The 25,988-nt window shown below is 41.2% G+C and carries 28 protein-coding genes, 1 other RNA gene and 1 other annotated feature; of the genes, 26 read left to right on the top strand and 3 right to left on the bottom strand.

Translation table 11 applies throughout. The annotated features are described in order from the left end of the window. Positions 1-38 precede the first annotated feature (38 nt). The 19 genes from gltX (at position 39) to DNL43_RS11290 (ending at position 17,848) form a co-directional block, all read left to right on the top strand. Positions 39-1,532: a glutamate--tRNA ligase gene (gene gltX, locus DNL43_RS11380; protein WP_056982933.1), complete on the top strand. Its 1,494-nt coding sequence runs from the start codon at positions 39-41 to the stop codon at positions 1,530-1,532. A gap of 140 nt (positions 1,533-1,672) precedes the next feature. Next, the gene (gene cysS, locus DNL43_RS11375) at positions 1,673-3,079 is read left to right on the top strand and encodes a cysteine--tRNA ligase (RefSeq protein WP_056982935.1); all 1,407 of its coding nucleotides are present in this window, start codon (positions 1,673-1,675) and stop codon (positions 3,077-3,079) included. Positions 3,080-3,087: 8 nt separating this feature from the next. Continuing rightward, complete coding sequence (locus DNL43_RS11370; protein WP_054769179.1) at positions 3,088-3,498, top strand: Mini-ribonuclease 3; 411 nt, start codon at positions 3,088-3,090, stop codon at positions 3,496-3,498. Next, the gene (gene rlmB, locus DNL43_RS11365; RefSeq protein ID WP_054769180.1) at positions 3,488-4,279 is read left to right on the top strand and encodes a 23S rRNA (guanosine(2251)-2'-O)-methyltransferase RlmB; all 792 of its coding nucleotides are present in this window, start codon (positions 3,488-3,490) and stop codon (positions 4,277-4,279) included. Before DNL43_RS11370 ends, rlmB begins: the two co-directional genes overlap by 11 nt. A 25-nt stretch (positions 4,280-4,304) precedes the next feature. Further along, positions 4,305-4,838: an NYN domain-containing protein gene (locus DNL43_RS11360; protein WP_095344853.1), complete on the top strand. Its 534-nt coding sequence runs from the start codon at positions 4,305-4,307 to the stop codon at positions 4,836-4,838. Between the two features lie 147 nt (positions 4,839-4,985). After that, a complete protein-coding gene (locus DNL43_RS11355; protein WP_054769182.1) occupies positions 4,986-5,546 on the top strand; it encodes a sigma-70 family RNA polymerase sigma factor in 561 nt (186 codons plus the stop codon). A 47-nt stretch (positions 5,547-5,593) separates the two neighbouring features. After that, positions 5,594-5,743, top strand: a complete 150-nt coding sequence (rpmG, locus tag DNL43_RS11350) for a 50S ribosomal protein L33 (RefSeq protein ID WP_082619762.1) — start codon at positions 5,594-5,596, stop codon at positions 5,741-5,743. 24 nt (positions 5,744-5,767) lie between these two features. Further along, positions 5,768-5,944 (top strand): preprotein translocase subunit SecE, encoded by a 177-nt coding sequence (gene secE, locus DNL43_RS11345; RefSeq protein WP_054769183.1) that lies wholly within the window; start codon positions 5,768-5,770, stop codon positions 5,942-5,944. A 103-nt stretch (positions 5,945-6,047) separates the two neighbouring features. After that, positions 6,048-6,596, top strand: coding sequence for a transcription termination/antitermination protein NusG (gene nusG / locus DNL43_RS11340; RefSeq protein ID WP_056982937.1), 549 nt, complete (start codon positions 6,048-6,050; stop codon positions 6,594-6,596). An 18-nt stretch (positions 6,597-6,614) separates the two neighbouring features. Beyond that, on the top strand, positions 6,615-7,463 hold the full coding sequence (locus tag DNL43_RS11335) for an alpha/beta hydrolase (protein WP_054769184.1): 849 nt from the start codon (positions 6,615-6,617) through the stop codon (positions 7,461-7,463). Positions 7,464-7,583: 120 nt separating this feature from the next. After that, positions 7,584-8,009: a 50S ribosomal protein L11 gene (rplK, locus tag DNL43_RS11330; RefSeq protein ID WP_054769185.1), complete on the top strand. Its 426-nt coding sequence runs from the start codon at positions 7,584-7,586 to the stop codon at positions 8,007-8,009. Positions 8,010-8,107: 98 nt separating this feature from the next. Beyond that, positions 8,108-8,812 carry a 50S ribosomal protein L1 gene (rplA, locus tag DNL43_RS11325; RefSeq protein ID WP_056982939.1) on the top strand — a complete coding sequence of 235 codons (705 nt, stop codon included), beginning with the start codon at positions 8,108-8,110 and terminating at the stop codon, positions 8,810-8,812. A gap of 62 nt (positions 8,813-8,874) precedes the next feature. Continuing rightward, positions 8,875-8,993: a sequence feature (ribosomal protein L10 leader region), on the top strand. Positions 8,994-9,020: 27 nt separating this feature from the next. Beyond that, positions 9,021-9,533, top strand: coding sequence for a 50S ribosomal protein L10 (gene rplJ, locus DNL43_RS11320; RefSeq protein ID WP_056982941.1), 513 nt, complete (start codon positions 9,021-9,023; stop codon positions 9,531-9,533). A gap of 39 nt (positions 9,534-9,572) precedes the next feature. Next, on the top strand, positions 9,573-9,938 hold the full coding sequence (gene rplL / locus DNL43_RS11315) for a 50S ribosomal protein L7/L12 (RefSeq protein ID WP_056982943.1): 366 nt from the start codon (positions 9,573-9,575) through the stop codon (positions 9,936-9,938). Between the two features lie 145 nt (positions 9,939-10,083). Continuing rightward, positions 10,084-12,675 (top strand): bifunctional lysylphosphatidylglycerol flippase/synthetase MprF, encoded by a 2,592-nt coding sequence (gene mprF / locus DNL43_RS11310; RefSeq protein ID WP_225364650.1) that lies wholly within the window; start codon positions 10,084-10,086, stop codon positions 12,673-12,675. A gap of 403 nt (positions 12,676-13,078) precedes the next feature. Next, the gene (locus DNL43_RS11305; protein ID WP_179286798.1) at positions 13,079-14,245 is read left to right on the top strand and encodes a galactokinase; all 1,167 of its coding nucleotides are present in this window, start codon (positions 13,079-13,081) and stop codon (positions 14,243-14,245) included. A 27-nt stretch (positions 14,246-14,272) separates the two neighbouring features. Beyond that, entirely contained in the window at positions 14,273-15,277 is a 1,005-nt protein-coding gene (gene galE / locus DNL43_RS11300; protein ID WP_056982945.1) for a UDP-glucose 4-epimerase GalE, read from the top strand. A 2-nt stretch (positions 15,278-15,279) separates the two neighbouring features. After that, complete coding sequence (locus DNL43_RS11295) at positions 15,280-16,746, top strand: UDP-glucose--hexose-1-phosphate uridylyltransferase (protein ID WP_056982947.1); 1,467 nt, start codon at positions 15,280-15,282, stop codon at positions 16,744-16,746. A 106-nt stretch (positions 16,747-16,852) separates the two neighbouring features. Next, the gene (locus DNL43_RS11290; protein WP_095344854.1) at positions 16,853-17,848 is read left to right on the top strand and encodes a D-2-hydroxyacid dehydrogenase; all 996 of its coding nucleotides are present in this window, start codon (positions 16,853-16,855) and stop codon (positions 17,846-17,848) included. A 75-nt stretch (positions 17,849-17,923) separates the two neighbouring features. On the opposite strand, the gene nrdF is transcribed toward DNL43_RS11290, so the two are convergent. The 3 genes from nrdF to nrdH all read right to left on the bottom strand — a co-directional run bounded on the left by nrdF (position 17,924) and on the right by nrdH (position 21,390). Beyond that, positions 17,924-18,880: a class 1b ribonucleoside-diphosphate reductase subunit beta gene (gene nrdF / locus DNL43_RS11285; protein WP_054769189.1), complete on the bottom strand. Its 957-nt coding sequence runs from the start codon at positions 18,878-18,880 to the stop codon at positions 17,924-17,926. An 11-nt stretch (positions 18,881-18,891) separates the two neighbouring features. Beyond that, complete coding sequence (gene nrdE, locus DNL43_RS11280; RefSeq protein ID WP_056982949.1) at positions 18,892-21,057, bottom strand: class 1b ribonucleoside-diphosphate reductase subunit alpha; 2,166 nt, start codon at positions 21,055-21,057, stop codon at positions 18,892-18,894. A 102-nt stretch (positions 21,058-21,159) separates the two neighbouring features. After that, positions 21,160-21,390, bottom strand: a complete 231-nt coding sequence (nrdH, locus tag DNL43_RS11275) for a glutaredoxin-like protein NrdH (RefSeq protein ID WP_013728176.1) — start codon at positions 21,388-21,390, stop codon at positions 21,160-21,162. 158 nt (positions 21,391-21,548) lie between these two features. Between nrdH and DNL43_RS11270 the strand changes: the two genes are divergently transcribed. The 7 genes from DNL43_RS11270 (at position 21,549) to DNL43_RS11240 (ending at position 25,977) form a co-directional block, all read left to right on the top strand. Next, complete coding sequence (locus DNL43_RS11270) at positions 21,549-22,160, top strand: class I SAM-dependent methyltransferase (RefSeq protein WP_054769190.1); 612 nt, start codon at positions 21,549-21,551, stop codon at positions 22,158-22,160. 9 nt (positions 22,161-22,169) lie between these two features. Beyond that, entirely contained in the window at positions 22,170-22,652 is a 483-nt protein-coding gene (tadA, locus tag DNL43_RS11265) for a tRNA adenosine(34) deaminase TadA (protein ID WP_056982952.1), read from the top strand. A 31-nt stretch (positions 22,653-22,683) separates the two neighbouring features. Further along, an RNA gene (gene ffs, locus DNL43_RS11260) (signal recognition particle sRNA small type) lies at positions 22,684-22,770 on the top strand. A 165-nt stretch (positions 22,771-22,935) separates the two neighbouring features. Then, entirely contained in the window at positions 22,936-24,732 is a 1,797-nt protein-coding gene (dnaX, locus tag DNL43_RS11255) for a DNA polymerase III subunit gamma/tau (RefSeq protein WP_056982954.1), read from the top strand. Between the two features lie 20 nt (positions 24,733-24,752). After that, the gene (locus tag DNL43_RS11250) at positions 24,753-25,064 is read left to right on the top strand and encodes a YbaB/EbfC family nucleoid-associated protein (RefSeq protein ID WP_054769191.1); all 312 of its coding nucleotides are present in this window, start codon (positions 24,753-24,755) and stop codon (positions 25,062-25,064) included. A 21-nt stretch (positions 25,065-25,085) separates the two neighbouring features. Beyond that, complete coding sequence (gene recR / locus DNL43_RS11245) at positions 25,086-25,685, top strand: recombination mediator RecR (RefSeq protein WP_056982955.1); 600 nt, start codon at positions 25,086-25,088, stop codon at positions 25,683-25,685. A gap of 40 nt (positions 25,686-25,725) precedes the next feature. After that, complete coding sequence (locus tag DNL43_RS11240) at positions 25,726-25,977, top strand: YaaL family protein (protein ID WP_263863750.1); 252 nt, start codon at positions 25,726-25,728, stop codon at positions 25,975-25,977. Positions 25,978-25,988 lie beyond the last annotated feature (11 nt).

Genomic DNA, 25,988 nt, shown 5'->3' with positions numbered 1-25,988 from the left:
ACAAAATTTTGATTAATTTTAGAAAGAGGCGTTATACATTGGCAAACAATGCAATTCGAGTTCGTTATGCTCCAAGTCCTACAGGTCACCTGCATATCGGAAATGCACGTACAGCCATTTTCAACTATTTATTTGCCCGTCATAACAAGGGTAAGTTCATTATCCGGATCGAGGATACCGATACCAAGAGAAACGTTGCTGACGGTGAAAAGAGTCAGCTTGACAATTTGAAATGGCTCGGTCTTGACTGGGATGAAGGTCCCGATGTTGGCGGTGATTATGGTCCATATCGTCAATCTGAACGAAAAGATATTTATACACCACTTATTCAGCAGTTGATGGATGAGGGGAAAGCATATGAATCATACCGGACCGAGGAGCAGTTAACTGCCGATCGTGATGCTCAAAAGGCACGCGGTGAAATGCCTCATTATGAATATGAGTACGCCGGAATGACCGAAGACGAAAAGGCTCAAGCAATTGCCGATGCAAAAGCCAAGGGCTTAAAACCAGTTATTCGTTTCCGCGTTCCCAAGAATCATGATTACACATGGGATGATATCGTTAAGGGCAAGGTTTCATTTAACTCTGATACCATTGGCGGTGACTTTGTCATTCGTAAACGTGATGGCATGCCAACTTATAACTTTGCCGTTGTTTGTGACGACCATTTGATGAAAATCAGTCATGTCTTCCGTGGTGACGACCATGTTGCCAACACCCCAAAGCAATTGATGATCTATGAAGCATTTGGCTGGAAAGCACCAAAATTTGGCCACATGAGTCTGATTATCAGTGCCGATACCGGTAAGAAGTTAAGTAAACGTGACGAATCAGTTCTTCAGTTTATCGAACAGTATCGTAAATTGGGTTACCTTCCCGATGCTATGTTCAACTTCATCTTGTTGTTGGGCTGGTCACCAGTTGGTGAAGATGAAATCTTTAATAAAAAAGAATTCATCAAGATGTACGATGAAACTCGTTTGAGTAAATCTCCTGCCAAGTTTGATTCTAAAAAGTTGGAATGGATTAACAACCAGTACGTTAAAAAGGCCGATGACAGCACCATCGTTGATTTGGCTTTGCGTCAACTGATTGCAGGGGGCAACATTCCTGAAAATCCAGACAATAAGACAATTGAGTGGGCTCGTCAGCTGATCATGCTTTACAAGCGTGAAATGAGCTACATGGCTCAAATCAATGATATGGCTTCCGTGTTCTTCGAAGAACCTGATCAAATTGATGGTGATGCGTTGGCAGAAATTTCCAATGACACTGCACCCGTCGTTTTGAAAGAATTTCTTGCCAGAATTCAAAAACTTGATATTTTTGATTCCGTTGAGATCTTCAAGACAATCAAGGCTATCCAAAAGGATACCAAGATTAAGGGACGTCAATTATGGATGCCAATCAGAATTGCCGTTACCCATGAGATGCACGGTCCTGAATTACCAGAGTCCGTTGAACTTGTTGGTAAGCAAAAAGCAATTGAGCATATTAAAGAAACTTTAGCCCAAATTGATAAAGCTTAATTTATAAAAAATATTATTGATTCGATTGGTCTCGTTGCATTTACAGCGAGACCTTTTATTATGGATTATAGTTATCGTAATAAAAAAGTACGAATTATGATATTATTTGAGTATATAAAGATAAAAGAGAGGAATTCGAAATGTTGCAGATATTTAATACCCTCACACGAAAAAAAGAAAAATTTGAACCGATCACCCCAGGTGTCGTAAAAATGTATGTCTGTGGCCCAACTGTGTACAATTACATTCACATCGGAAATGCCAGAAGCGCGATCGCCTTTGATACTGTCCGCAGATACTTGGAGTATCGAGGGTATAAGGTGAAGTACGTTTCGAATTTTACTGATGTTGATGACAAGATGATTAACGCGGCTCGTGAAAATCACACAACTGTGGAAGCGATTGCGGATAAATATATTAAGGCATTTATGCAGGATACTGCTGCCTTGAATATTTCCAGTGATGTGATTCATCCACGGGCAACCCAAAATATTCCTGAAATCATTGATTTTGTAAAGAAACTCGTTGATAAGGGATATGCCTACAATGTTGACGGTGACGTTTATTTCCGGGCACGAAAATTTCCGAGCTATGGTGCTTTGCCACATATCAATGTTGACCAACTTGAAATTGGGGCCAGTCAGCATGTTAGTTCCGAAGAGATGGCCAAAAAGGAAGATCCAATTGATTTTGCACTCTGGAAGAAATCCAAGGGTGATGAGATTTCATGGGATTCTCCATGGGGAAAGGGTCGTCCCGGCTGGCACATTGAGTGCTCCGTCATGTCCACCAAGTACCTGGGTAAAACCATTGATATCCATGGTGGCGGTGAAGATTTAATTTTCCCACACCATGAAAACGAACGTGCTCAAAGTGAAGCCAACACTGGTCAAACCTTTGTTAACTACTGGATGCACAATGGTTTCGTTACAATTGGTGATGACAACGAAAAGATGAGCAAGTCCCTTGGCAACTTTATTACGGTTCATGATTTGTTAAAGAACCTGGACGGTCAGGTTATTCGCCTGTTGATGTCGACAACTCATTACCGTCGGCCGATTCAATACAGTGATGCCAGCGTTCAAGAAGCCAGCAGTAATCTGAAAAAAATTCAGACTGCATTTAATAATCTGACTTACCGTCTTCACAATGCTGATGAAGGTGATGATCCTAAGACTGACCAGGAAGTTCGCCAGATTGTTGCCGACTTTACCGATGCCATGGACGATGATTTCAACGTTCAAAATGGGATTGCTGCCGTTTATGAGTTGGCGAAATTTGCCAATACTTACAGCGAAAGAGAAACAGTATTCAAACTCAGCCTTCAGTTCATTATTAATACCCTGCGCGAACTGTCAGGGGTCTTTGGTATCAAGCTGGAACAGACTGAATTAAAAGATGATGAAATTTGGGCCTTGATTCATGAACGTGAACAAGCCCGTCATGACAAAGATTTCATCCGAAGTGATGAGATCCGGGAAGAATTAAAAGCCCGTGGCATTGTATTGGAAGATACCCCACAAGGCACCCGGTTTAGAAAGGAATAACAAGTTTAATGATTGATAATTTTGCCCAGTTAAACGGAATCGCCTTGGCATATATGGGGGATGCAGCTTACGAAGTCTTTATCCGTAGACATTTGATCGCCCAGGGTCTAACAAAGCCAAAACGTCTGCAGCACGTTGCAACCAACTATGTTTCTGCAAAAGCCCAAGCGGCCTTGATTGATTTAATGGAAACTGATGGCCTGCTTAATGAAACCGAATGGGACTATTTTAAACGCGGTCGAAACGCGAACAGTCACACCCATGCCAAGAACACCGATGTGATTACTTACCGCATTTCAACCGGCTTTGAAGCAGTATTTGGTTACCTGTCTTTGAGTGACCAAAATGATCGAATGAAAGAAATTGCAGACTGGTGCATTAAGCAGGTAGAAAGTGGGAACCTTAAACATGAAGAATGATAAGCGGAATCAGGAACATCAAAATGATAATGAGGATCACAGTGAAGAATTTGTGATCGGCCGACACCCCGTTGTTGCAGCATTGAAGAGCGACAATCCGGTCAACAAGCTGTTTATTCAATCGGGAATTAAAGATGATGATAATATCATCTCTGAAATTATGAAGTTGGCTCACAAAAAGCGCTTGGTAATTTCAAAAGTTCCCAAGCAAAAGCTGGATAAATTATCCAACAATCAGAACCATCAGGGCGTTGTCTTATCAATTGCGGCATTCAAATATGCAACAATCGCTGAACTATTTGCTAATGCCAAGAAGCAGGAAGCTGAACCATTCTTTGTGATTCTTGATAATATTGAAGATCCTCATAATCTTGGATCAATTATTCGGACGGCTGATGCTGCCGGGGTTTCCGGTATTATCATTCCCAAGCATCGAGCAGTTGGTTTGACTGCAACGGTTTCCAAGACATCCGCCGGAGCCATTGAAAGAGTGCCGGTTGCCCGGGTTACCAATCTTTCAGCAACCATCAAAGAGTTGAAACAACGTGGCATGTGGGTCTTTGGAACCGACATCTCTGGAACTGATTATCGTCGTTGGGATGCCAAAGGTTCAGTAGCCGTCATTATTGGTAATGAGGGAAAGGGCATTTCGCCATTGCTTAAAAAGCAGGTCGATGAAATGCTGACGATTCCGATGATTGGTGACATTCAAAGCTTGAATGCCAGCGTTGCGGCAAGTATCCTGATTTATCAAGGCTTTAATTCCCGTCATCCACTATAAAAATAATTGAAGCCGGTGATGAATAATGAAAGAAGACCTTTTAATAGTTGATGCTTACAACATGATTGGCAACTGGCCTCATTTGAACAAACTTAAGCAGGCAAATCGGTTGGAAGACGCAAGAGATGAGCTTTTGGCCGAATTGTCGGAGTATAAAAAGTATCGGGACATCAATATGATTGTGGTTTTTGATGCCATGTATGTTCCGGGAAATTCTAAGAGCTTTCGCAAGTTTGACATGGAAATCGTCTGGACAAGCAAGGATCAAACTGCCGACAGCTATATTGAAGCCTTGGCCCATCGAAAGCAAAATCGATTTACCCAAGTGATCGTTGCCACCAGTGACCAGGCTGAGCAGTGGACGATTTTTGCTGCCGGCGCATTAAGAATCCCGGCACGAGAACTTCTCCGGGATGTTAAACGCGCTAAGCAGGAAGTGGATACCGAAGCTCGAAAGATGACTGATAAAGGCGAAGTCTTCAGACATACACCTTTTGATGCCAAACAGTTGCTTGAATTGGAAAAGCTCAGAGATAAAATGATGCATGATGATCAATAAAAATATCATTATTCTGATATTTTGAAATTGGTATAGGTATCATTTCAGGATAGTGAACAGCGGTTCGTCTTGTCGATAACGTTCTTCTTCGTTAATCTTTTTTGTATTCGAAAAATTGATTATAACCATAACGAAGGGAAGACAAAAATGGACTCAAAGAAATTATCTGAATTAATTGTACGGACCGCTCAAAAAGATGGGGAAGCTCTTACGGAACTTTTTCAAAAGTACTATCCAATTGTCGGGAAGTGCCGAAGAGAGTATTATTTACGTGGGTACGATAGAGAGGACCTTGACCAAGAAGCCAGGTTGGTCTTATATCGGACAGCCTGTCGATTTGATCCGTCGCGTAACGCCGGCTTTGGAACTTTTTACAGATTGAGTTTGAGAAATCGGTTCTATGACATGATTCGAACGACCAACGCCAAGAAGCGGGTTCCCAGTGAGCCGTTAACGTCGATTGAGGCAAATGAAACGCTGTATGCGGCAACGGTCGCTGATAAATCCGCAAGCAGCCCACTGATTGCAGCAATTGTGGATGAGGCTTTCAAAGAGTTGTCCAAGTGTTGTTCGGCTTTGGAAAAAGAAGCGTTCCGTTTAATGCTCACAGAACATGATTTTAGTGATCTTGATCCTAAAACCCAGCGCGCACTCGCGAATGCATTCGAGTGTTGCCGTCGTAAATTTGATGGTGGCATAATTGACTGAATTGTTTTTGAATGATATTATTACTACGCTTGTAAGGAGGTGCCACCATGGCACAAAGAAAAGTCGCTCTAGCTTGTTCAGTTTGTGGATCCCGGAACTATACGATTCCTGAAAATCCCAATCGGACAAAGCGCTTGGAGTTAAATAAGTTTTGCAAGTATTGCGGAAAGTATACTTTGCATAAAGAAACTCGTTAATCTTAAACGTAAGGGGATAAAATTTTGCGATTAATCAATTTTTTCAAAAAAGTTGCTCAAGAAATGAAAATGGTTACCTGGCCTGATGTTAATCAGACTCGCACCGATACCAGTACTGTTATTGGTACTTCAATCATCATGGCTATCTTTTTGGGCCTTGTTGACTGGATCGTTCAATGGGCATTGCAATTTCTTGCATAGCCATTTGAGCAAAAATTTGATATAGTTAAGTTGAAACCTGCGAAAAGTGTCAGGTTTTTTTATTTGAACTCATTTAAGATGAATTTACGAAGGAGCAGAAAACATGGTCGAGTCAGCAGAAAAACAATGGTACGTATTGCATACTTATTCCGGATATGAAAACAAGGTTAAGATGAACCTTGATAGCCGAAAAGAATCAATGGGCATGCAGGATTACATTTTTAGAACAGTCGTTCCGGAACAAGAGGAACACGAAGTTAAAAATGGTAAAGACAAAGTCAAAATGGAAAAGGAATTTCCCGGATATGTTTTGGTTGAAATGATCATGACTGACCAGGCTTGGTATATCGTCCGAAACACCCCAGGAGTAACTGGATTCGTTGGTTCTCATGGTCAAGGAAGTAAGCCAACACCACTGCTTCCAGACGAAGTTGATCTAGTGTTGAAACGTATCGGTATGAGTTCACGTCACGAAGACTTGGATGTCAGCATCGGTGATACAGTTAAAATCGTTGACGGTGCATTTACCGGACTTGATGGTAAAGTAAACGAAGTTGATAACGAAAAGCAACGACTGAAGGTTAATATTGAAATGTTTGGTCGTGAAACAAGTACCGACCTTGACTTTAATCAGATTGATACAAACCTTTAATTAAAGTAGGTGGTCACGATGGTATGGTTGGCCGTTGGACTGGTATTGTTGGCTTCAATCATATTGGCTGTTAGCAAAATAACTGCCCTTGGCAGGCCAAACCCGGTTAAGGATGATGAAGATCCAGCCAATATGTTGGAAGGCGTTCCGACGCTGTTTATTCCCGGGTACTTTGGCAACCGGTTTTCGTTTGGCAGATTGTTAAATCGAATGACCAAACGATATGGCGCTCACAAGTCAATGGTGGTCAAGGTGGACCGACATGGAAATATCCATGTCTCGGGGACGCTGAGCAAATCGAAGGCTTTGATTCAAATACTCTTTGCCAAAAAGGCTTCGAGACCCCAGGAACAGGCTGTCTGGTTATCGCAGATTCTTGACCTGCTCCAGACTCGTTATGGAATTCGAAAAGTCAATCTGGTCGGCTACTCCATGGGTTGTATTACCATTTTCTGGTTTCTAACCCATCAAAGCCAATCAGGTCTTGTAGCGGTTAAGCATGTCGTGGCAATTGCGGGACCGTTTAACGATTCCGAAATTGCCCGGAGTACCAATGAAGTGGATGCTTATCCATTGAGTCCCAAAGGGCCAGTCAAAAGAATGCCAATTTATCGAGCATTGGCCAAACGGATATTTGAAATTCCCAAGGATATTAAAGTCTTGAACATTGCTGGAAGGATCAGTAACCTTCAGCAGGACGATGGGGAAGTTTCGGTCAATAGTGCCTTTTCACTGAGATATCTTTTGCGGGAACCAGTCGCACAATACCATGAACTGGTTATCCGCGGAAAGCGGGCCAGTCACCGGCTGCTCCATGAGAATGCAATCGTGGACGCAAGTATTGCAAAATTTATTTGGAATCTTTAATTTAGGTTGTTCAATGAAAATGTTTATGTTATATTAGTATGGTATGTTTAAGCATACGAACGTGGGAGGAGAAATTTTGATCTCCACTTACCACACACGGACTTAAGGAGGTTATGTCTCGTGGCTAAAAAAGTAGCTAATATCGTTAAATTGCAAATTCCAGCGGGCAAAGCAACACCTGCCCCTCCAGTTGGTCCTGCATTAGGTCAAGCAGGTATCAACATCATGGGATTCACTAAGGAATTTAATGCACGTACTGCCGATCAGGCAGGGATGATTATTCCTGTTGTTATCACTGTGTATGAAGATCGTTCATTCGACTTCATTACCAAGACTCCACCTGCTGCTGTTTTACTCAAGAAAGCTGCTGGTGTTCAAAAGGGTTCCGGCGAACCAAATACTAACAAGGTTGCAACTGTTACAAAAGACCAAGTTAAGAAGATTGCCGAAACTAAAATGAAAGACCTAAACGCAGCTGATGTTGAAGCAGCAATGCGCATGGTTGAAGGTACTGCACGTAGCATGGGCTTCACTGTCGAAGGATAGTTTAACCCGCTATATAAGTACTTTCTACGATGATGCACTGTTTCACATCGCGTGGGAGGTTAATCCGTTATAACCACAAAGCAAGGAGGAAAACACACATGGCTCATAGAGGTAAAAATTACAAGGCAGCTGTCGCAAAGATAGATGCTGAAAAAGCATACCCAATCAAAGATGCTGTTCAATTGATTAAAGATATTGATTTTGCAAAGTTCGACTCAACTGTCGAAATTGTATTCAAATTAAATGTTGATACTAAGCAGGCTGATCAACAATTACGTGGTGCCGTTGTTTTACCAAACGGAACTGGTAAAGATCAAACTGTTGTTGTATTTGCAAAAGGTGACAATGCCAAAGCAGCTAAAGATGCTGGTGCTGACTTTGTCGGTGACGCTGACTTGGTTCAAAAGATTCAAGGCGGCTGGCTTGATTTCGATGTTGCAATTGCAACACCTGACATGATGGCTCAAGTTGGACGTTTAGGTCGTGTTCTTGGACCTAAAGGTTTGATGCCAAACCCTAAGACTGGAACTGTTACTATGGATGTTGCCAAAGCCGTTAAAGAATCTAAGGCTGGTAAGGTTACTTACCGGACTGACCGTGATGGTAACGTTGCTGTCCCAGTTGGTAAAGTTTCATTTGATACCGACAAACTTGTTGGTAACTTAAAGACAATTGAGGATGTTATCGTAAAGGCACGTCCAGCTTCTGTTCGTGGTATTTACGTAACCAACGTTTCAATTTCAACTACATTTGGCCCTGGCGTCAAAGTTGATCTTGGCTCATTTGCAAGTGATGAAGCTTAATTAGTTTCGATTTAAATAAAAAATCCCTAATTGACGGTTTATGACCTAGTGTGATAGACTGTTAGTTGCTGATATATTCGCCTAAGACTCAGGTGGCTTCCATGCCTTAATATCCTGCCGAGGAAAGTAATTCTACTTTTTTCCTATGTCTGGGTGGGCATAGGGATTTTTTATTAAATCCCAACAAATATTTTGGGAGGTGAAATTCGTGAGTGAAAATGCTGTTGCTGTTAAAGCAAAAAAGGTTGAAGCTGTTACTGAAGAATTAAAGAAAGCTTCTTCTATCGTTATTGTTAACTATCGTGGTTTAACTGTTGCTGAAGTTACTGACTTGCGTAAGCAGTTACGTGACGAAGGCGTAAAGATGGAAGTTGTTAAGAACAAGGTAATGGATCGTGCCGCTGTTAATGCCGGCTTTGAAGATTTGAAGCCAACATTTGCAGGTCCTACTGCTGTTGTATTCTCATCTGAAGATCCTGTTGCTGGACCTAAGATTGTCCACAACTTTGCAAAGACTAACGACCAACTTAAACTTAAGGGTGGCGTTATCGATGGTGAAGTTGCCAGTCTTGATGAAATTACTGCTTATGCTGCATTGCCTAGCCGTGATGAATTGTTATCTACTCTTGCTAACATTCTTCAAGCACCTGTACGTAACTTCGCATATGGTGTTAAAGCTATTGCTGATAAGAAACAATCTGACGATGGCGACGCTGCCTAATCAGAACTAAATAAATTCCAATTAATGGAGGAAAATAAAATGGCTTTTGATAAAGATAATATTATTGACCAATTAAAAGATGCTTCAATTTCTGACCTTAACGACTTGGTTAAGTCAATTGAAGACGAATTCGGTGTTTCTGCATCAGCTCCAGTTGCTGCTGCAGGTGCTGCTGGTGGCGACGGTGCTACCAAAGACTCATACGATGTTGAATTAACTGAATCTGGTGACCAAAAGGTTAAAGCCATCAAGGCTATCCGTGACATCACCGGTCTTGGTTTGAAAGACGCTAAAGGACTTGTTGATAAGGTTCCATCAATCATCAAGGAAGGCGCTTCAGAAGACGAAGCCAACAAGATCAAGGAACAACTTGAAGCCGTTGGTGGAACTGTTACCCTTAAGTAGTCATTTAACTACTGGTAATAATTTCAAAAACTGTGTATCGACATTGTCGGTACACAGTTTTTTTGTGCACCTTAGTTGTATGGTAAAGAATTAATTGTCATAATGGACCAAGAGTGATTATTCCAAATGAAATGATGGTGAATCTATGTTGAAAAAGATATTAAATTTCATAGATAAGCGAATGACACTGATTAAGCTGCTATTTGTGTTCTCAGTATTAATCTTTGTCGTTCGACAACTTGCAAAAATTATTCGGGAAGTAAATGGGAACCAATTTCAGACGGTCTTGGCCAGCCAAAGCAAGGGTGCACTGTTGATCATGCTGGTAGTGGGCTTCATCTCCATTCTGCCAATGCTGGTTTACGATTATTCAATCGTCCAATTTTTACCAACAAAATTTTCACCGACGTACATAGTTCGAAGCGGTTGGGTTGTTAACACCTTTACGAATCTTCTAGGGTTTGGTGGTTTACTCGGAGCGAGTCTCCGAGCCCACTTTTATGGCAAGGGTGCCAGCCGAAAAGAGATTGTTTACGCAATCTCTAAAGTGGCATTATTTTTGATATCAGGACTTTCTTTGCTTTGTCTGGTATCGCTTATTATGATTTTTGGCTTTGGAATTGGCTCAACTTTTGCCCACTATTGGATCTGGCTTACTGGGGGTGCAATATATTTTCCTGGCGTCATGCTGTTTACCAAAATGACAAATTCCGAATTCTTCAGTGATCTTTCCACCAAGCAAGAGTTGATTATGACGGCAGGGTCATTTCTGGAGTGGGGAAGTGCATTGGGCTTCTTTGTTCTCATTGGTCACTTAATGGACTTACCCGTTGACCTACGATTAGTTGTCCCAATTTTTGTTGTTGCCAACGTTGCCGGAGTTGTTTCAATGATCCCCGGTGGATTGGGTTCTTTTGATATCTTCGTGATCATTGGCCTGGGCTTTATTGGCGTTGCCCGGAGTGATGCTTTGGTATGGATCCTTTTATATCGTCTGTTCTACTATTTATTGCCATTTCTTGTTGGAACCGGGTTGTTTGTTCATGATACCGGAACTAAGCTGAATACCTTTCTTGACGATTTACCAAGGTTGCTGATCCAACGGATTGCTCAAGTGTTTTTGACCGGCTTCATGTATTTCTCCGGCATTATGATGCTGCTGTTTGCGACCGTGCCGAACGTTGTCATTGTCAATAAGCTCTACGTCAAATTGATTCCTTACTCGATATTCTTCGTCAGCCATATTATGAACATTGTGGTGGCCTTTTTATTGATCGGTTTAGCCAGTGGAATTTGGACACGGACCAAGCGTGCATTTATGCCAACTGTTTTTGTACTGATTGTTTCAATCTTCAATACCTGGTTTAACGAGGCATTCACTTGGCGGATGGTTTTACTTTTCGTTGTTATCTTGATTACCCTTTGGTTGTCCAAATCAGTCCTTTACCGTGAACGAATGGCAAATTCCTGGGGCATCCTGTTGTTTAATAGTTCAATTTTCATTGTGACGTTTACGACCTATACCTTAATTGGAATTGCTGCAAACAAAAGAATGCCGCTTCATTTTGACAAAGCTTACCTGTTTCCTTCAGCCGGAGCGTGGTTAGCTGGTTTTATTGGCCTTATTATCGTGCTCATCGTCTTGGTGGGAATCAATGCGTATCTGACTGCTGGACATCCAGAATGGCTTGGACAGCGTTTTGACGCTAACAGGGTCAGGGCGATTATCAACCAGTATGGTGGTAACGAAGATAGTCATTTGGCTTTCTTGCGTGATAAACAGATTTACTTTTACTCAGAAGATGGTGTCGACGAGGTCTTCTTCATGTATAAGAAGATCGCTGATAAGCTGTTGATCATGGGTGAACCCGTCGGCAATAAAGAAAAATTTAGTGCTGCAATTGATGATTTTGTCAAAGCAGCCGATGAATCTGATTTGAAGCTAGTCTTTTATGAGATTAACGAAGACTTGACCATGAGTTTACACGAAACCGGATTTGATTTTATTAAAACCGGTGAGGACGGACTGGTTGATTTGGATACCTTCACGCTCAGTGGTAAACGCCACCGAGGTGAAAGAGCCCTCATGCATAAATTTGATCGAGAGGGATATCAGTTTGAAATTCTGCAGCCACCGTTCTCAGATGATTTAATGGCAACTTTGAAAGAGATATCAGATGAATGGCTTGATAATAAAGCTGAAAAGGGATTTTCTCTTGGCTTTTTCGATACTTATTATTTGCAGCAAGCACCAATTGCTGTCATGAAAGATAATACCGGTAAAATTGTGGCTTTTGCCAATCTCATGCCGGATGGTAATAAGGTCACGACTTCCATTGATTTGATGCGTTCATCGGCTGACGCGCCATCTGGAATCATGGATGGTATCTTAATTAATCTATACGAAACTTCTCATGAGAAAGGCTACAAGTATTTTGATCTGGGAATGTCGCCATTTTCAAATGTGGGAACCTCCAGATTCAGCTTTACTCAGGAGAGAATTGTTCATCTCATTTATCAGTATGGTTACAAGCTCTATAGTTTTGAAGGCTTGCGCTCCTATAAAGAGAAGTACGTTGATAAATGGGAATCCAAGTACATCGCTTATTACAGGCGAAGCGGGTTGGTGTTTGCAGTTTTGCAAATCATTTTGGTTGTTAATCAACCACGAAATAAAAAGCCGGCTGGATTGTCAAAAGCACTCATGTATGTTTTGGATGCCAGTCGACCAAAGTAGTCTTCAAAAGAGGAGGCAATTTTCTAAGAATCATGAAAGCCGTTTGTTTCTGATTTAGAGAAATATTATTCAACAAAATAATAGGACCGAAACAAGATGCTTGTTTCGGTCCTATTTGGATATCCAAAGATGAAAATTGAAGAATGATACTTTTTCATAAATGTTTACTGAAGTTTACTCAGACATAAACCGGTTTGTTTGCAAAAAAATAAAGCGTTTTCAAAAAATCTGATTGGAATTCACAAAGCAAATGTTGAAATGCTTGATATTCAAGCCTATCAAGGATTTATATTTGGATTTTGAAAGTTGGATAATTGTGAAGTTAAGGTTGACAACGCTGCCAAAATGAGTTAAATTTTGGTTAGTAAAGTTTACTAAAAATATAAGTAGAGGGATGAAACTTATGATTTCTGATGACGTAAAAAAAGAATTTAACGACCAATTTGGCTATGACTCAACCAGGATGTTCTTTTCACCTGGTCGAATTAACTTAATCGGTGAGTATACTGACTTTAACGGTGGGCACGTTTTCCCATGTGCAATCAGCATGGGGATTTACGCAGCTTACGGTGAACGCAAGGATAATAAAATCCGCATGTACTCCGGTAATGTTCCGGATGCTGGCATTGTTGAACTTTCACTCGATGACCTTTCATATAAAAAGGCTGACAGTTGGACCAACTATCCAAAGGGGATGATGGTTCAGATTATCGAACATGGTTATAAGATTGGCCATGGTTTCGATCTTGCCTTATATGGTAATTTACCAGATGCCGCCGGCTTGTCATCATCAGCAGCTATTGAGTTGTTAACCGGTGAAATTATCAACGATGTCTTCTCATTGGGCATCAGTGAACTTGATTTGGTTAAATATGGCCAACTGGTTGAGAACAAGTACATTGGCGTTAATTCAGGAATCATGGATCAATTCGCCATCGGAATGGGTAAGAAAGATCAAGCTGTACTGCTTGATACCAATACCCTTGATTATGAATACGTTCCCGTTAAGATGGGCGACCGTGTCATTGTCATCATGAATACTAAGAAGCATCGTGAACTTCAAGATTCCAAGTACAACGAACGTCGTTCACAATGTGAGGAAGCTTTGAAACGGCTTCAAGTTAAATTACCAATCAAATCATTAGGTGATTTGACAGAAAGCGAGTTCGACGAAAATAGTTATTTGATCAATGATGACATTTTGATTCGTCGTGCCCGTCATGCGGTCTTTGAAAATCAACGAACATTGCAAGCAAAGGATGCATTGGTTAACAATGACCTGGAAACATTTGGTAAGTTAATCAACGCTTCTCATGTTTCACTTCATTATGATTTTGAAGTAACCGGTAAAGAGTTGGATACATTAGCAGAAACTGCTTGGAAACAGCCTGGAGTTGTCGGTGCCCGTATGACCGGTGCCGGATTTGGTGGCTGTGCCATTGCCATTGTTGACCGTGACAAGGTTGATGCCTTTAAGGAAAACGTTGGCAAAGTCTATGAAAAAGAAATTGGTCATCCAGCAGAATTCTACATTGCAGAAATTTCAGATGGTCCTAAAGAGATTAAGTAATTGATTGATTAGAAGGAGGATATTTAAATGGCAATTTTAGTACTAGGTGGAGCAGGTTATATTGGATCACATACTGTTGATCGGCTAATCGCAAATGGTTATGACGTTGCAGTTGTTGATAATTTGGTTACTGGACACAAGGCAGCCATCAATCCCAAAGCTCGTTTTTACGAAGGTGACGTCCGTGACAAGAAATTCTTGAACGACGTCTTTGACAAAGAGGATATTGAAGGTGTCATTCACTTTGCAGCATTCTCAGTCGTTCCAGAGTCAATGAAGAAACCATTGAAATACTTTGACAATAATACTGGCGGTATGATCAGCTTGCTTGAAGTCATGAATGCTCATAATGTTAAGAAGATTGTCTTCTCTTCTACTGCCGCTACTTACGGTGAACCAAAGCAGATTCCAATCAAAGAAACTGATCCACAAGTTCCAACGAACCCATACGGTGAAAGTAAGTTGGCAATGGAAAAGATTATGCACTGGAGTGATGTTGCATATGGCATCAAGTTCGTTGCACTCCGTTACTTCAACGTTGCCGGCGCCAAGCCTGATGGCTCAATTGGTGAAGATCACCATCCTGAAACCCACTTGGTTCCAATTATTTTACAAGTTGCCGCAGGCGAGCGTGACGAGTTAACCATTTTTGGTGATGATTACGACACACCAGATGGCACCAATGTTCGTGATTATGTTCATGTCATGGACTTGGCAGACGCTCACATTCTGGCATTGAAGTACTTGCAGGCTGGCCATGACAGTGACGCATTTAACCTGGGTTCATCAACCGGATTCTCCAACAAGCAAATGTTGGATGCCGCTCGTGATGTAACCGGTAAGCCAATTCCTGCCAAAATGGGACCACGTCGTGCCGGTGATCCAAGCACATTGATTGCCGCAAGTGACAAAGCCCGTAAGGTTCTTGGCTGGAAGCCACAATTTGACGATGTTCATGAAATCATTAAGACCGCATGGAACTGGAAAGAAAAGCATCCAAAGGGCTATGACGATCAGAAAGGAAACAAGTAATAATGAGCCAATCAGCAGTTGAAAAATTTGTCGATTTAATTATTAAATCAGATTCACCATATTCAGATGTTGACCGGATTTACGTTACCAACCTTATTTTTAGACTGATCGGTGATGGTTTCGGTGATCCAACTGAAGACACATCCGCAGTAGATTTGGCAAACGACTTGGTGGAGTTGGGGATTAAGCACGGTAAGATTGAAGATTCAATTACCAACCGTGAAATCCTTGAAGATCAGTTAATGGATCTCATTACACCAATTCCATCAACTTTGAACCAAATCTTTTGGAACAAGTACCAAGAATCTCCTGATGAAGCAACAAACTACTTCTACAAGATGAGTCAGGATAATGATTATATTAAGACCCGGGCAATTGCTAAAAACATTTCCTACGAGACAAAAACCGAGTATGGAAATCTTGAGATCACCATTAACCTGTCAAAGCCTGAGAAGGATCCTAAGGCGATTGCAGCCGCTGGTCGAGCAAAGTCGACCAGTTATCCTGTCGGACCATTAGCCATTGAAAATGAAGGCTATCTTGGCCGTCTGGGCTATCCTGCACGAAGTAATCACCGGGTCATTCGAATGATGATCAATGGCGAGCCATGGGGATTCCAGTATTCACCTTATGCATATTTCGGTGAACATGCGATTTTCCTGAATCAAAAGCACGTTCCAATGTCAATTGACCAAAGAACATTCGTTAATTTGACTGACATTCTCAAACAGTTCCCACATTATTTTGTGGGTAGTAATGCTGATTTGCCAATTGTTGGTGGTTCACTTTTAGCTCAAGATCATTACCAAGGTGGCCGTCATACGTTCCCAATGATGAAAGCTGGAATTGATCGCAAGGTTGATCTGGAAATTGACGGTTTGGAAGCCGGCATTGTTAAATGGCCAATGGCAACAATCCGTTTGCTCAGTAAGGATGCCAATAAGGTTGTTAATGCCGCTACCAAGATTGCCGAAACCTGGAAGGGCTACTCAGATGAATCGGTTGATATTCGTGCATATACGGATGGCACTCGTCATCACACGGTTACCCCAATTGCCAGAATGAACGGTGACCGATTTGAAATGGACATCGTTTTACGTGATAACCAAACTTCGGATAAATATCCTGACGGGATTTTTCACCCACACAAGGATGTTCAACATATTAAGAAAGAAAACATCGGCCTCATTGAAGTCATGGGACGGGCAATTTTACCAGCTCGTTTAAAGACTGAAATGAAGGAAGTTGAAAAGTATGTTCTCGGAGAAGATAATCACATTGCTGATTATCATAAACCGTGGGCAGATGAGTTGATGAAACGCGACAAATTCACCAAAGATAATGTGGAAGAGTTAGTCGACAAAGAAGTCGGCAAAGTCTTCAGCAGAGTTTTGGAAGATGCCGGCGTTTACAAATGGAATGAAGAAGGTCAAAAAGCCTTTGATCGTTTCATTGATCAATTGAAGTAAAAGAATAGGGGGTTCCAACAAACGAGATTGTTTGTATGGAACCCTTTATTTTTGGTAAAATGGAAGCGTAAACAAAAAGACGCCCATTAATAACTAGGAGGCAATTATGAAATTTATTGTATATAACGTCAGGGATGACGAGATCCCATTTATTGAAAAGTGGGGGAAAGATCACAAAATTGAAGTTAAATACACGACAACAACCTTAACCCAGGAAACAGTACAAGAGGCTGCTGGATTTGATGGTGTTTCATGCCTCCAAACAATTCCGTACTCAAAGGAATTATTTGACGCTTTTAAGAAAATGGGTATTAAATATCTCTCGTTACGAAATGTGGGTGTCGATAACGTCGATCTCGCGGCCGCTAAGGGAAACGGCGTTCAAATCACCAACGTCCCAGCATATAGTCCCGAGAGTATCGCTGAATTTGCCGTTACAATGGCCCTCTATCTTTCAAGAAGAGTTGGGTATATGAAACAACAGTTGGATCAAAATCACCAGTTCCATTTTTCACCAAACTTTATGGGTCGGTTGATCAGTGACCAGACGGTTGGAATTATTGGAACCGGCCGGATTGGCCGGGAAGCAATCAAACTCTTTAAAGGCTTGGGAGCAAATGTTATTGCCTATGACAAGTATCCTCAAAAATCAACCAATGGACAATTTGTATATGTAAAGGACTTGGCTGATATTTACACCAAAAGTGATATTATCAGTATTCATATGCCTGCCACTGATGACAATTATCATCAATTCAATCATGAAGTCTTTGAGCAAATGAAAGACACCGCACTTTTGATCAATACCGCCAGAGGTTCGATTGTTGATACCAATGATTTAATGTATGCATTGCAAAGCGGGGAAATTGCCGGTGCCGGAATTGACACAATCGAGGCGGAAACAGCCGATTTACAGGATTCAAGGTCAACTAAACAAGTGTCTGATCCTGATGTTCTGAAATTCTCAATGATGCCAAACGTTCTCATTACCCCACATTCTGCATTCCATACCAGTGAATCGGTCAGAAATATGATTGATATTTCATTAAGTAATTTAATGACAATGGTGAATGGCGAAAAGCCGAAGGACCTAGTTAATTAAGAATCTTGCTAAATACAAATAAGGCTGACGTATTCCCAATCAGGGGAGCGCGTCAGCCTTATTTTTTATTAATGATTAAATATCGTAATCTGAATCATTCATTGATTCAACATTTCCAAGCAGGTAACCATTTCCAACTTGTGAGAAGAAATCATGGTTCGCAGTCGATGTTGAAATACCGTTCATGACAACGGGATTAACATCTTCGGCGGTATCTGGGAAAAGTGGATCTTGGCCCAGGTTCATGAGTGCCTTGTTGGCGTTATAACGAATAAATGTCAGCACGTCTTCGGTCCAACCGGTTTGGTCGTAAAGAATATGGGTATACTTCTCTTCATTCCCATAGAGTTTATACAAGAAATCATAGATCCAATTCTTCATATCCTCTTGTTTTTCCTTAGGCAGTTGATTATAGCCAATTTGGAACTTATAACCAATGTATGTTCCGTGGACTGATTCGTCCCTGAGAATCAACTTAATGATTTCTGCCACATTAGGGATCTTGTTATGGCCAAGATACCAGAGTGGGGTATAGAAACCAGAATAGAACAGGAAGGTTTCCAAAAATACACTGGCAACTTTTTTCTTTAATGGATCTGGTTCATTCGCATAAATATCGCGGATCTTTAATGCTTTATTCTGAAGAAATTCTTCACTGTCACTCCATTCAAAGATTTCATCGATTTGATCTGGGGTGTTTAGTGTTGAAAAGATGGATGAATAACTTTTGGCATGAACGGATTCCATAAATTGGATATTGTTCAATACGGCGGTTTCATGCTGGGTTTGGACGTCTTTCCGCAAAGATGCCATTCCTTCTTGTGATTGAAGGGTATCCAACAATGTTAATCCACCAAACACATGGCCGACCACCCACTGATGATCCTGGTCAAGGGTTCGCCAATCAGATAAGTCGTTTGAAAGTGGAATCCGAGTATCCAGCCAAAACTGTTCAGTCAGCTTTTCCCAAGTGGCTTTATCGATTTGGTCGTCAATGGCATTCCAGTTGATTGCTTTATAATTCTCAGTCATAAATTTCTCCTTTAAATGACGCAGCTTTCACATTCGTTTGAACCGACTTCTTGTTGATCATCAGTGAAAGTTCGAATGTAATAAATTGATTTTACACCTTTTTTGTAAGCATAATTTCGTAAGATGTTCAAGTCACGGGTGGTCATCTTGTCAGTCCGACCGTTCTTCCATTCATACAAGCCTGCTGGAATCGTTGAACGCATAAAGAGGGTCAGCGCCATTCCTTGGTCGATGTGTTCTTGAGCAGCTGCATAAACGTCAATGACCTTCCGCATATCCATATCATATGCTGATGTGTAATATGGCATTGTGTCATTAGAAAGGTATGGGGCTGGATAATAGATTTTACCGATCTTTGATTCCTGACGTTCTTCAATCCGGTTGATAATTGGATGAAGACTGGCAGTTGTATCGTTGATATATGAGATTGAACCATTTGGGGCAACCGCTAATCGGTTCTGGTGGTAAAGGCCATCTTTCATAACTGATGCTTTAAGGTTTTCCCAATCTTCTTTTGAAGGAATCCAGTCTTCTGGGAATAAAGCTTTGACTGCATCTGATTTTGGTGCAAATGATTGATCTAAATACTTATCAAAGTAACTGCCGTCAGCGTACTTGCTGTTTTCAAAGTTGGCAAAAGTTTCTTTGCGTTCCTTTGCGATCTTGTTAGATGCAACTAAACTATAGTAATTTAAAAGCATGAAGTAAACGCTGGTAAATTCGATGGATTCTGGTGAACCGTAATAAATATGGTGTTTTACCAAGAAACTATGCAGTCCCATTCCGCCAAGACCGATTGAGTGGGATTCCTTGTTTCCTTTTTGAATAGAAGGAACCACGTCGATGTTTGAATGGTCAGTGACAAAGGTTAATGCCCGAACCATACTTTCAACGGAATGACCGAAGTCTTTGCCATCCATCATATTATTAATGTTGGTAGAGCCCAGGTTACATGAAATATCCTTGCCCATTTTGATGTAATGCTGCTCATTATCAACGGTTGAAGGGGTTTGAACCTGAAGAATTTCAGAACACAAGTTACTCATAACGATCCGGCCGGCAATTGGATTGTCGCGGTTGGCAGTGTCAATGTTGATGACATATGGGTAACCGGATTCTTGTTGAAGCTTGCTGATTTCAGTTTCCAAGTCACGAGCTTTGATCTTCTTCTTGGAGATTTTATCGTTGGCAACCAGGTTGTCATATTCCTTTGTAATGTCGACGTATGAGAATGGAACACCGTATTCGCGTTCAACATCATAGGGACTGAACAAATACATATCAGCATCTGCTTTAATGAGTTGATAGAACTTGTCAGGTACGGTTACACCCAACGAAAGGGTCTTCAAGCGGATCTTTTCATCGGCATTTTCCTTTTTGGCACCCAGAAATTCAATGATATCTGGATGAAAGACTGATAAGTACACAACTCCGGCACCTTGTCGCTGACCTAATTGATTGGAATAAGAAAAACTGTCTTCCAATAATTTCATAACGGGCACAACACCTGATGCGGCACCTTCAATATGCTTGATGGGAGCGCCGGCTTCACGCAGATTTGAAAGGTTAATGCCGACACCACCACCGATTCTTGACAACTGAAGAGCTGAATTGATGGTTCGGCCAATGGTATTCATGTCATCTGTTGTTTGAATTAAGAAGCAGGAAACAAATTCACCACGATTTTGACGGCCGGCGTTTAAGAAACTTGGCGTAGCAGGTTGGTATCGCTGATGGACAATTTCATCAGCCAAATCCATTGCCAGTTGTTCGTCACCATCCGCAAAGAAGAGGGCGTTTGCGGCAACTCGGTCCAAAAAGCTTTCCAAATACAAGTCGTTGTCATTTGTCTTTAAAGCATACTGGGCATAGAACTTGTATGCTGCCATAAATGATTTAAAGTGGAAATCTTGATCATCCAAGTATTTGTACAATTTTTCTATGAAGGACATATCGTATTTGTTTACGAATTCTGATTCATAGTAGTTGTTCTTGATCAAATAGTCGAACCGATCTTGGAGACTGTCAAATTTCATCAAGTTGGGCTGAACATTTTCTTTTAGGAAAGCTTGAAGGGCTTCCTGGTCTTTTTGCAATGGAATCTGACCGTTAACTGGGATGTTAATTTCATTGTTGAGGTCAAAGTAGGTAACATCCTTTAGATTGTGAAGTGACATATTTAGTACCACGCTTTCTTAAAATTGCGAATAAAAGGGGCGAGACCGTTTGTGGTTTCGCCCGCTAATCTAGAATCAATATGTTAGAATGGATGAAGGCAATTAACCGGCAATCGACTGAAGTTGATCAGGCCGGAAACCGCTGAATGCTTGCTTACCATCAACATCGACAACGGGTACAGCCATGAAGCCTCGTTGTTTCAAGTAATCAATATATTGTGGTTGCTCGTTGATGTTGTGTTCTTCAAACTGCACATTGTGTTCTGAAAGATAACGTTTTGTCATCTTGCATTGCATACAGTTGTTTTTTGAATATAATGTAATTTTAGCCATTATTAACACTTCCCCTGTTTCGTTAAAATTTAATTTATGATTCAATTTTACACTAAATAGTGTGAAATGCAACGATAAAAACACAATATATTGTGACAAAACTAATTGTAAGCACCAAATATGGTTGGTGCTTGTGAAAATCAAATTAGGAGAATTTTATGACAGACAATTCATTTTATTATTCCAAGAATCCAGACGTTGAATCAAAACCCATAACATGGAACTTTTCGTTGCTTGGAAACAACTTAACGTTCACTTCTGATAACGGTGTGTTTTCAAAACATACTGTCGATTATGGAAGCCGGGTATTGGTTAAAAATATTAAGTATGACATTATTCCGGCAGGTAGATTGTTGGATATGGGAACCGGCTATGGTCCAATTGGCATTTCCATTGCCAAAGCGTTTCCCAAACGTGAAATAGATATGGTCGATGTCAATGAGCTTGCTTTGGATTTGGCAAAGAAGAATGCCAATGACAACCAGGTTAACAATGTTCATATTTTTGAAAGTGATATTTACGAAGCAGTAAAGGACACTTATGCTGCTATTTTTACCAATCCACCAGTCAGAGCCGGTAAAAAGGTCGTTGACGGCATGATTTCCGGTGCCGTTGATCATTTAATTGCCAAAGGCACGTTGACCGTTGTTTTGCAAAAGAAGCAGGGGGCACCATCCGCCAAGAAGCTGATGACCCAGTTATTCGGTAATTGCACCATTTTAAAACGTGATAAAGGTTATTATATTCTTCAAAGTATTAAGGAATCGTGAGGGTAAAACATGTTTCAAGCTGATAGTCGCTATATGAAAGCCGCAATGGTTGAGGCTCAAAAGGCCTATATGATTGGTGAAGTTCCGATTGGTGCCGTTGTTGTTCATGATGGCATCATTATTGGACGCGGCCACAATTTGCGGGAGCATTTGAACGACGGGATTGCTCATGCGGAGATCTTGGCAATTGAAGAGGCCTGTCGTTATCTAAACAGTTGGCGACTGATTGACTGTGATTTATATGTCACCATTGAACCCTGTCTGATGTGTTCAGGTGCCATCATTAACTCACGGATTGATAACGTTTGTTTTGGCTCGCGGGATCCCAAAGCCGGAGCGGTACGAAGTTTGTATACTGTTTTGGAAGATTCCCGCCTAAATCATCGGGTGAATGTTGTTGAAGGTGTCTTGGCAGATCAATCCGCTAAGATAATGAAAGATTTTTTTAAAGCTGCCCGTAAGAAAAGAAAGAATAAAACTGGAAATTCTTAATCATTTAAGTTATGATAGATATTGCCGCAAGGCCCTGAGGCAAGGGTCGGGTTACGAACTGTGTCAGGTCCGGAAGGAAGCAGCACTAAGTATCATCAACCTTGTGCCTCTTGTACATAGAATTTCAGCTCTCAGCAAATTTTGCTGGGAGCATTTTTTTGGAGAAAAGCGGTTTGGAAGCGACGTTCGTTGATTGCACTCTGCTTGAATTCATCATATAATTATTTAGACGTTTCAATTGAGAATTTTAAGTGTATGGCAACTATTTTTGGAGGATTTGGTCATGAGCTATCAAGCATTATATCGGGTTTGGCGACCACAAAGATTTGATGAAATCGTCGGCCAATCAATCATCACACGAACATTAAAAAATGCTTTAATCACAAAACAGATAAGCCATGCCTATTTGTTCACTGGTCCACGGGGGACTGGGAAAACTTCCGCTGCCAAAATTTTTGCAAAAGCTGTTAACTGTCATTATTTAAAAGATGGTGAACCCTGTAACCAATGCGAAACCTGCAAGGCGATTAATGAAGGCAGCTTAAACGATGTCATTGAAATTGATGCGGCCTCTAATAATGGGGTTGAAGAGATTCGTGATATCCGTGATAAGGCAAAGTATGCGCCGACTCAAGCGGACTACAAAGTTTACATCATTGATGAAGTTCATATGTTATCAACCGGTGCCTTTAATGCCCTGTTGAAGACTTTGGAAGAGCCACCTGCCAATGTGATCTTTATTTTGGCAACTACCGAACCTCATAAGATTCCAGCGACAATTATTTCGCGAACCCAGAAATTCGACTTTAAGCGGATTAAGCCCCAAGATATTTTGCAAAGAATGGAATACATTCTGGATCAAAAAAAGGTCGAGTATGACGATAAGGCGCTTAAAATCATTGCCAAGGCGGCTGAAGGTGGGATGCGGGATGCATTGAGCATTCTGGATCAAGCCATGTCATACGGTGATAATAAAATTACCTATGAAAACGCGCTTCTCGTGACCGGTAGTGTGACCAATGAGTTGTTAACTACTTATATGGAACAAATTATTGCAAAAGATACCAAGAGTGCCTTGATTACCGTCCAAAAGATTCTGGATGAGGGCAAGGACGCCAGCCGGTTTATTGAAGATTTAACCAGTTATTGTCAAGACATTCTGCTGTATCAGCAGGATCCCGGAATTGTTGAAGAAATGGAACTCGGGATCATTGATGATCAATTTAAGAAGCTTAGCGGCCAAATCAGTGATCAAGAGATCTATCAGATTATTAATGAATTAAACAATATTTCCAACTCTCTGCGGTTCACTGCACATCCGGATGTTTACTTGGAAGTTCTGACAGTGAAGATTACTCATTTGGATGCAACAGTTCAGTCAGGTCCTGCAAAGGAGTCCCAACCGGCTGCCCAACCGACTGTCAATCCGGAGGTTACTTCCGAAATTCAGCAGTTAACGCAGGAAGTTACCAAATTAAAATCTGAAATTGATTCACTTAAGAAGGCCCCAGCTGTTGAAAATAACGTTGTCAGCACGCCGGAACCGTCAAAACCAGTCGAAAGCCATACAATGGATAACCACATTGAGTTGGCCAAGATTTATCCAATTTTAGGTAAAGCGACCCGAAAGCAATTAAATCAGTTCAAAGAAGTGTGGCCCGACCTGATGAAGGCCTTATCAGTGACGCAACGAGCCGTCATGCACGTTTCATCACCGGTTGCTGCCAGCAGCGGTGGGGTGATTGTTGCTTTTGAATATCCATTCCTTTATCAAAAGGCCCAAGGAGATACCAGTTTGAAGGATGCCTTGGAAAACAACCTTGACCGGATTGTCGGTAAAGCACCGCAAATTGTATTTGTACCAGAGAATCAGTGGCCTGATATTCGTCATGAATACCTGGTCAGCCATCGGGACAAGCTCAAAAAGGCTGCTCCCAAGGAAGCCAAGGATAATGACCCAAAAGCTGAACCGACTGATGATTCTGACAGTCCGGATACGACGGATTCAGAGAGTCAGCCAGTCGTTAAAAAAGCAGCCGAACTTTTTGGCACCGATATTTTAGATATTAAAGATGATTAATTAATTGGAGGAATTTAACAATGATGAACGGTATGAACATGAATAAGATGATGAAACAAATGAAAAAGATGCAAAAGCAGCTTGGAGAAGAGCAAGAAAACCTTAAGAAGCAAGAATTTAAAGGCGTTGCACCAGATAATATGGTTGAAGTCACTTTCTCAGGCGATAAGAAAATGACTGATATTCAAATTAAGCCGGAAGCAATTGACCCAGACGATCCAGAAATGCTTGGAGATTTGATTCTTGCCGCAGTTAATGACGGCATTTCAAAAGTGGATAAAGCAACTGAAAGCACAATGGGCAAGTATACTAAAGGAATTCCAGGAATGTAATCAGTTCAAAAAGGGGAAAATATGCAATATCCTGAAGCAATCGTAAAGTTAATTGATAGTTATATGAAATTACCGGGGATCGGCAATAAAACCGCAACCCGGTTAGCGTTTTACACGGTTGATATGAACGAAGACGATGTTAAGGCCTTTTCAAAAGCACTCATTGCAACGAAAAACGACCTTCATTATTGTTCAATCTGTGGTAATTTAACGGATGAAGATCCCTGTGAAATTTGTCGTGATAAGAACCGTGACCAATCCACAATCCTGGTGGTTGAGGAGCCTAAAGACGTGATGGTCATGGAAAAGGTTCAGGAATATCACGGTCTTTACCATGTTCTTCACGGGGTTCTTTCACCAATTGAAGGAAAAGGACCGGAAGATCTGAATATCAGTTCTTTGATTAAACGACTTCAAAAGAATAAGGAAGTTAAAGAAGTCATTGTTGCTACAAATGCAACCCCAGAGGGTGAAGCCACTGCAATGTATTTGAGTAAATTGATTAAGCCGGCGGGGATTAAAGTGACCCGTTTGGCTCATGGACTCTCAGTTGGTTCCGATATTGAGTACGCGGACGAAGTGACCTTATACAAGGCTGTCCAGGGACGAACTGAAATTTAATTTTGACAGGGTGGTTGGATTTTAAATGTTTTTTAATCGAATGAAGCACCGGAATGTTAAAAAAGAATACGATCAACGTTTGTTGGAATTGATCAACAACTTGAAAGAAGAGTGGGACCACACTGCGCAGACGCAAGAGGCGGTTGCCGACAGTGATATGGAGATGGAGCAGGAAACTGCTTTAGCTCGTAGAAAATATTTCTTCATATATAAAGAAGCTCGAATTCGGAAGATAAAAAATGATCAGATTCAACCTTCCGTTATCAGTTACGATCATGACGAATTTGAGTGATTGGTTTGTGG

This window comes from Lentilactobacillus kefiri (assembly GCF_009739535.1).
GTDB lineage: Bacteria > Bacillota > Bacilli > Lactobacillales > Lactobacillaceae > Lentilactobacillus > Lentilactobacillus kefiri.
The sequence above is the reverse complement of the archived record's forward strand: the minus strand, read 5'-3'. Positions and strand labels throughout refer to the sequence as shown.

Bases quoted from the DNA above. Each gene is read 5' to 3' on its own strand.
- cysS (WP_056982935.1), top strand. From the start codon at position 1,673: ATGTTGCAGATATTTAATACCCTCACACGAAAAAAAGAAAAATTTGAA.
- DNL43_RS11370 (WP_054769179.1), top strand. From the start codon at position 3,088: ATGATTGATAATTTTGCCCAGTTAAACGGAATCGCCTTGGCATATATG.
- rlmB (WP_054769180.1), top strand. From the start codon at position 3,488: ATGAAGAATGATAAGCGGAATCAGGAACATCAAAATGATAATGAGGAT.
- DNL43_RS11360 (WP_095344853.1), top strand. From the start codon at position 4,305: ATGAAAGAAGACCTTTTAATAGTTGATGCTTACAACATGATTGGCAAC.
- DNL43_RS11355 (WP_054769182.1), top strand. From the start codon at position 4,986: ATGGACTCAAAGAAATTATCTGAATTAATTGTACGGACCGCTCAAAAA.
- rpmG (WP_082619762.1), top strand. From the start codon at position 5,594: ATGGCACAAAGAAAAGTCGCTCTAGCTTGTTCAGTTTGTGGATCCCGG.
- nusG (WP_056982937.1), top strand. From the start codon at position 6,048: ATGGTCGAGTCAGCAGAAAAACAATGGTACGTATTGCATACTTATTCC.
- DNL43_RS11335 (WP_054769184.1), top strand. From the start codon at position 6,615: ATGGTATGGTTGGCCGTTGGACTGGTATTGTTGGCTTCAATCATATTG.
- rplA (WP_056982939.1), top strand. From the start codon at position 8,108: ATGGCTCATAGAGGTAAAAATTACAAGGCAGCTGTCGCAAAGATAGAT.
- rplL (WP_056982943.1), top strand. From the start codon at position 9,573: ATGGCTTTTGATAAAGATAATATTATTGACCAATTAAAAGATGCTTCA.
- mprF (WP_225364650.1), top strand. From the start codon at position 10,084: ATGTTGAAAAAGATATTAAATTTCATAGATAAGCGAATGACACTGATT.
- DNL43_RS11305 (WP_179286798.1), top strand. From the start codon at position 13,079: ATGATTTCTGATGACGTAAAAAAAGAATTTAACGACCAATTTGGCTAT.
- galE (WP_056982945.1), top strand. From the start codon at position 14,273: ATGGCAATTTTAGTACTAGGTGGAGCAGGTTATATTGGATCACATACT.
- DNL43_RS11295 (WP_056982947.1), top strand. From the start codon at position 15,280: ATGAGCCAATCAGCAGTTGAAAAATTTGTCGATTTAATTATTAAATCA.
- DNL43_RS11290 (WP_095344854.1), top strand. From the start codon at position 16,853: ATGAAATTTATTGTATATAACGTCAGGGATGACGAGATCCCATTTATT.
- nrdF (WP_054769189.1), bottom strand. From the start codon at position 18,880: ATGACTGAGAATTATAAAGCAATCAACTGGAATGCCATTGACGACCAA.
- nrdE (WP_056982949.1), bottom strand. From the start codon at position 21,057: ATGTCACTTCACAATCTAAAGGATGTTACCTACTTTGACCTCAACAAT.
- nrdH (WP_013728176.1), bottom strand. From the start codon at position 21,390: ATGGCTAAAATTACATTATATTCAAAAAACAACTGTATGCAATGCAAG.
- DNL43_RS11270 (WP_054769190.1), top strand. From the start codon at position 21,549: ATGACAGACAATTCATTTTATTATTCCAAGAATCCAGACGTTGAATCA.
- tadA (WP_056982952.1), top strand. From the start codon at position 22,170: ATGTTTCAAGCTGATAGTCGCTATATGAAAGCCGCAATGGTTGAGGCT.
- dnaX (WP_056982954.1), top strand. From the start codon at position 22,936: ATGAGCTATCAAGCATTATATCGGGTTTGGCGACCACAAAGATTTGAT.
- DNL43_RS11250 (WP_054769191.1), top strand. From the start codon at position 24,753: ATGATGAACGGTATGAACATGAATAAGATGATGAAACAAATGAAAAAG.
- recR (WP_056982955.1), top strand. From the start codon at position 25,086: ATGCAATATCCTGAAGCAATCGTAAAGTTAATTGATAGTTATATGAAA.
- DNL43_RS11240 (WP_263863750.1), top strand. From the start codon at position 25,726: ATGAAGCACCGGAATGTTAAAAAAGAATACGATCAACGTTTGTTGGAA.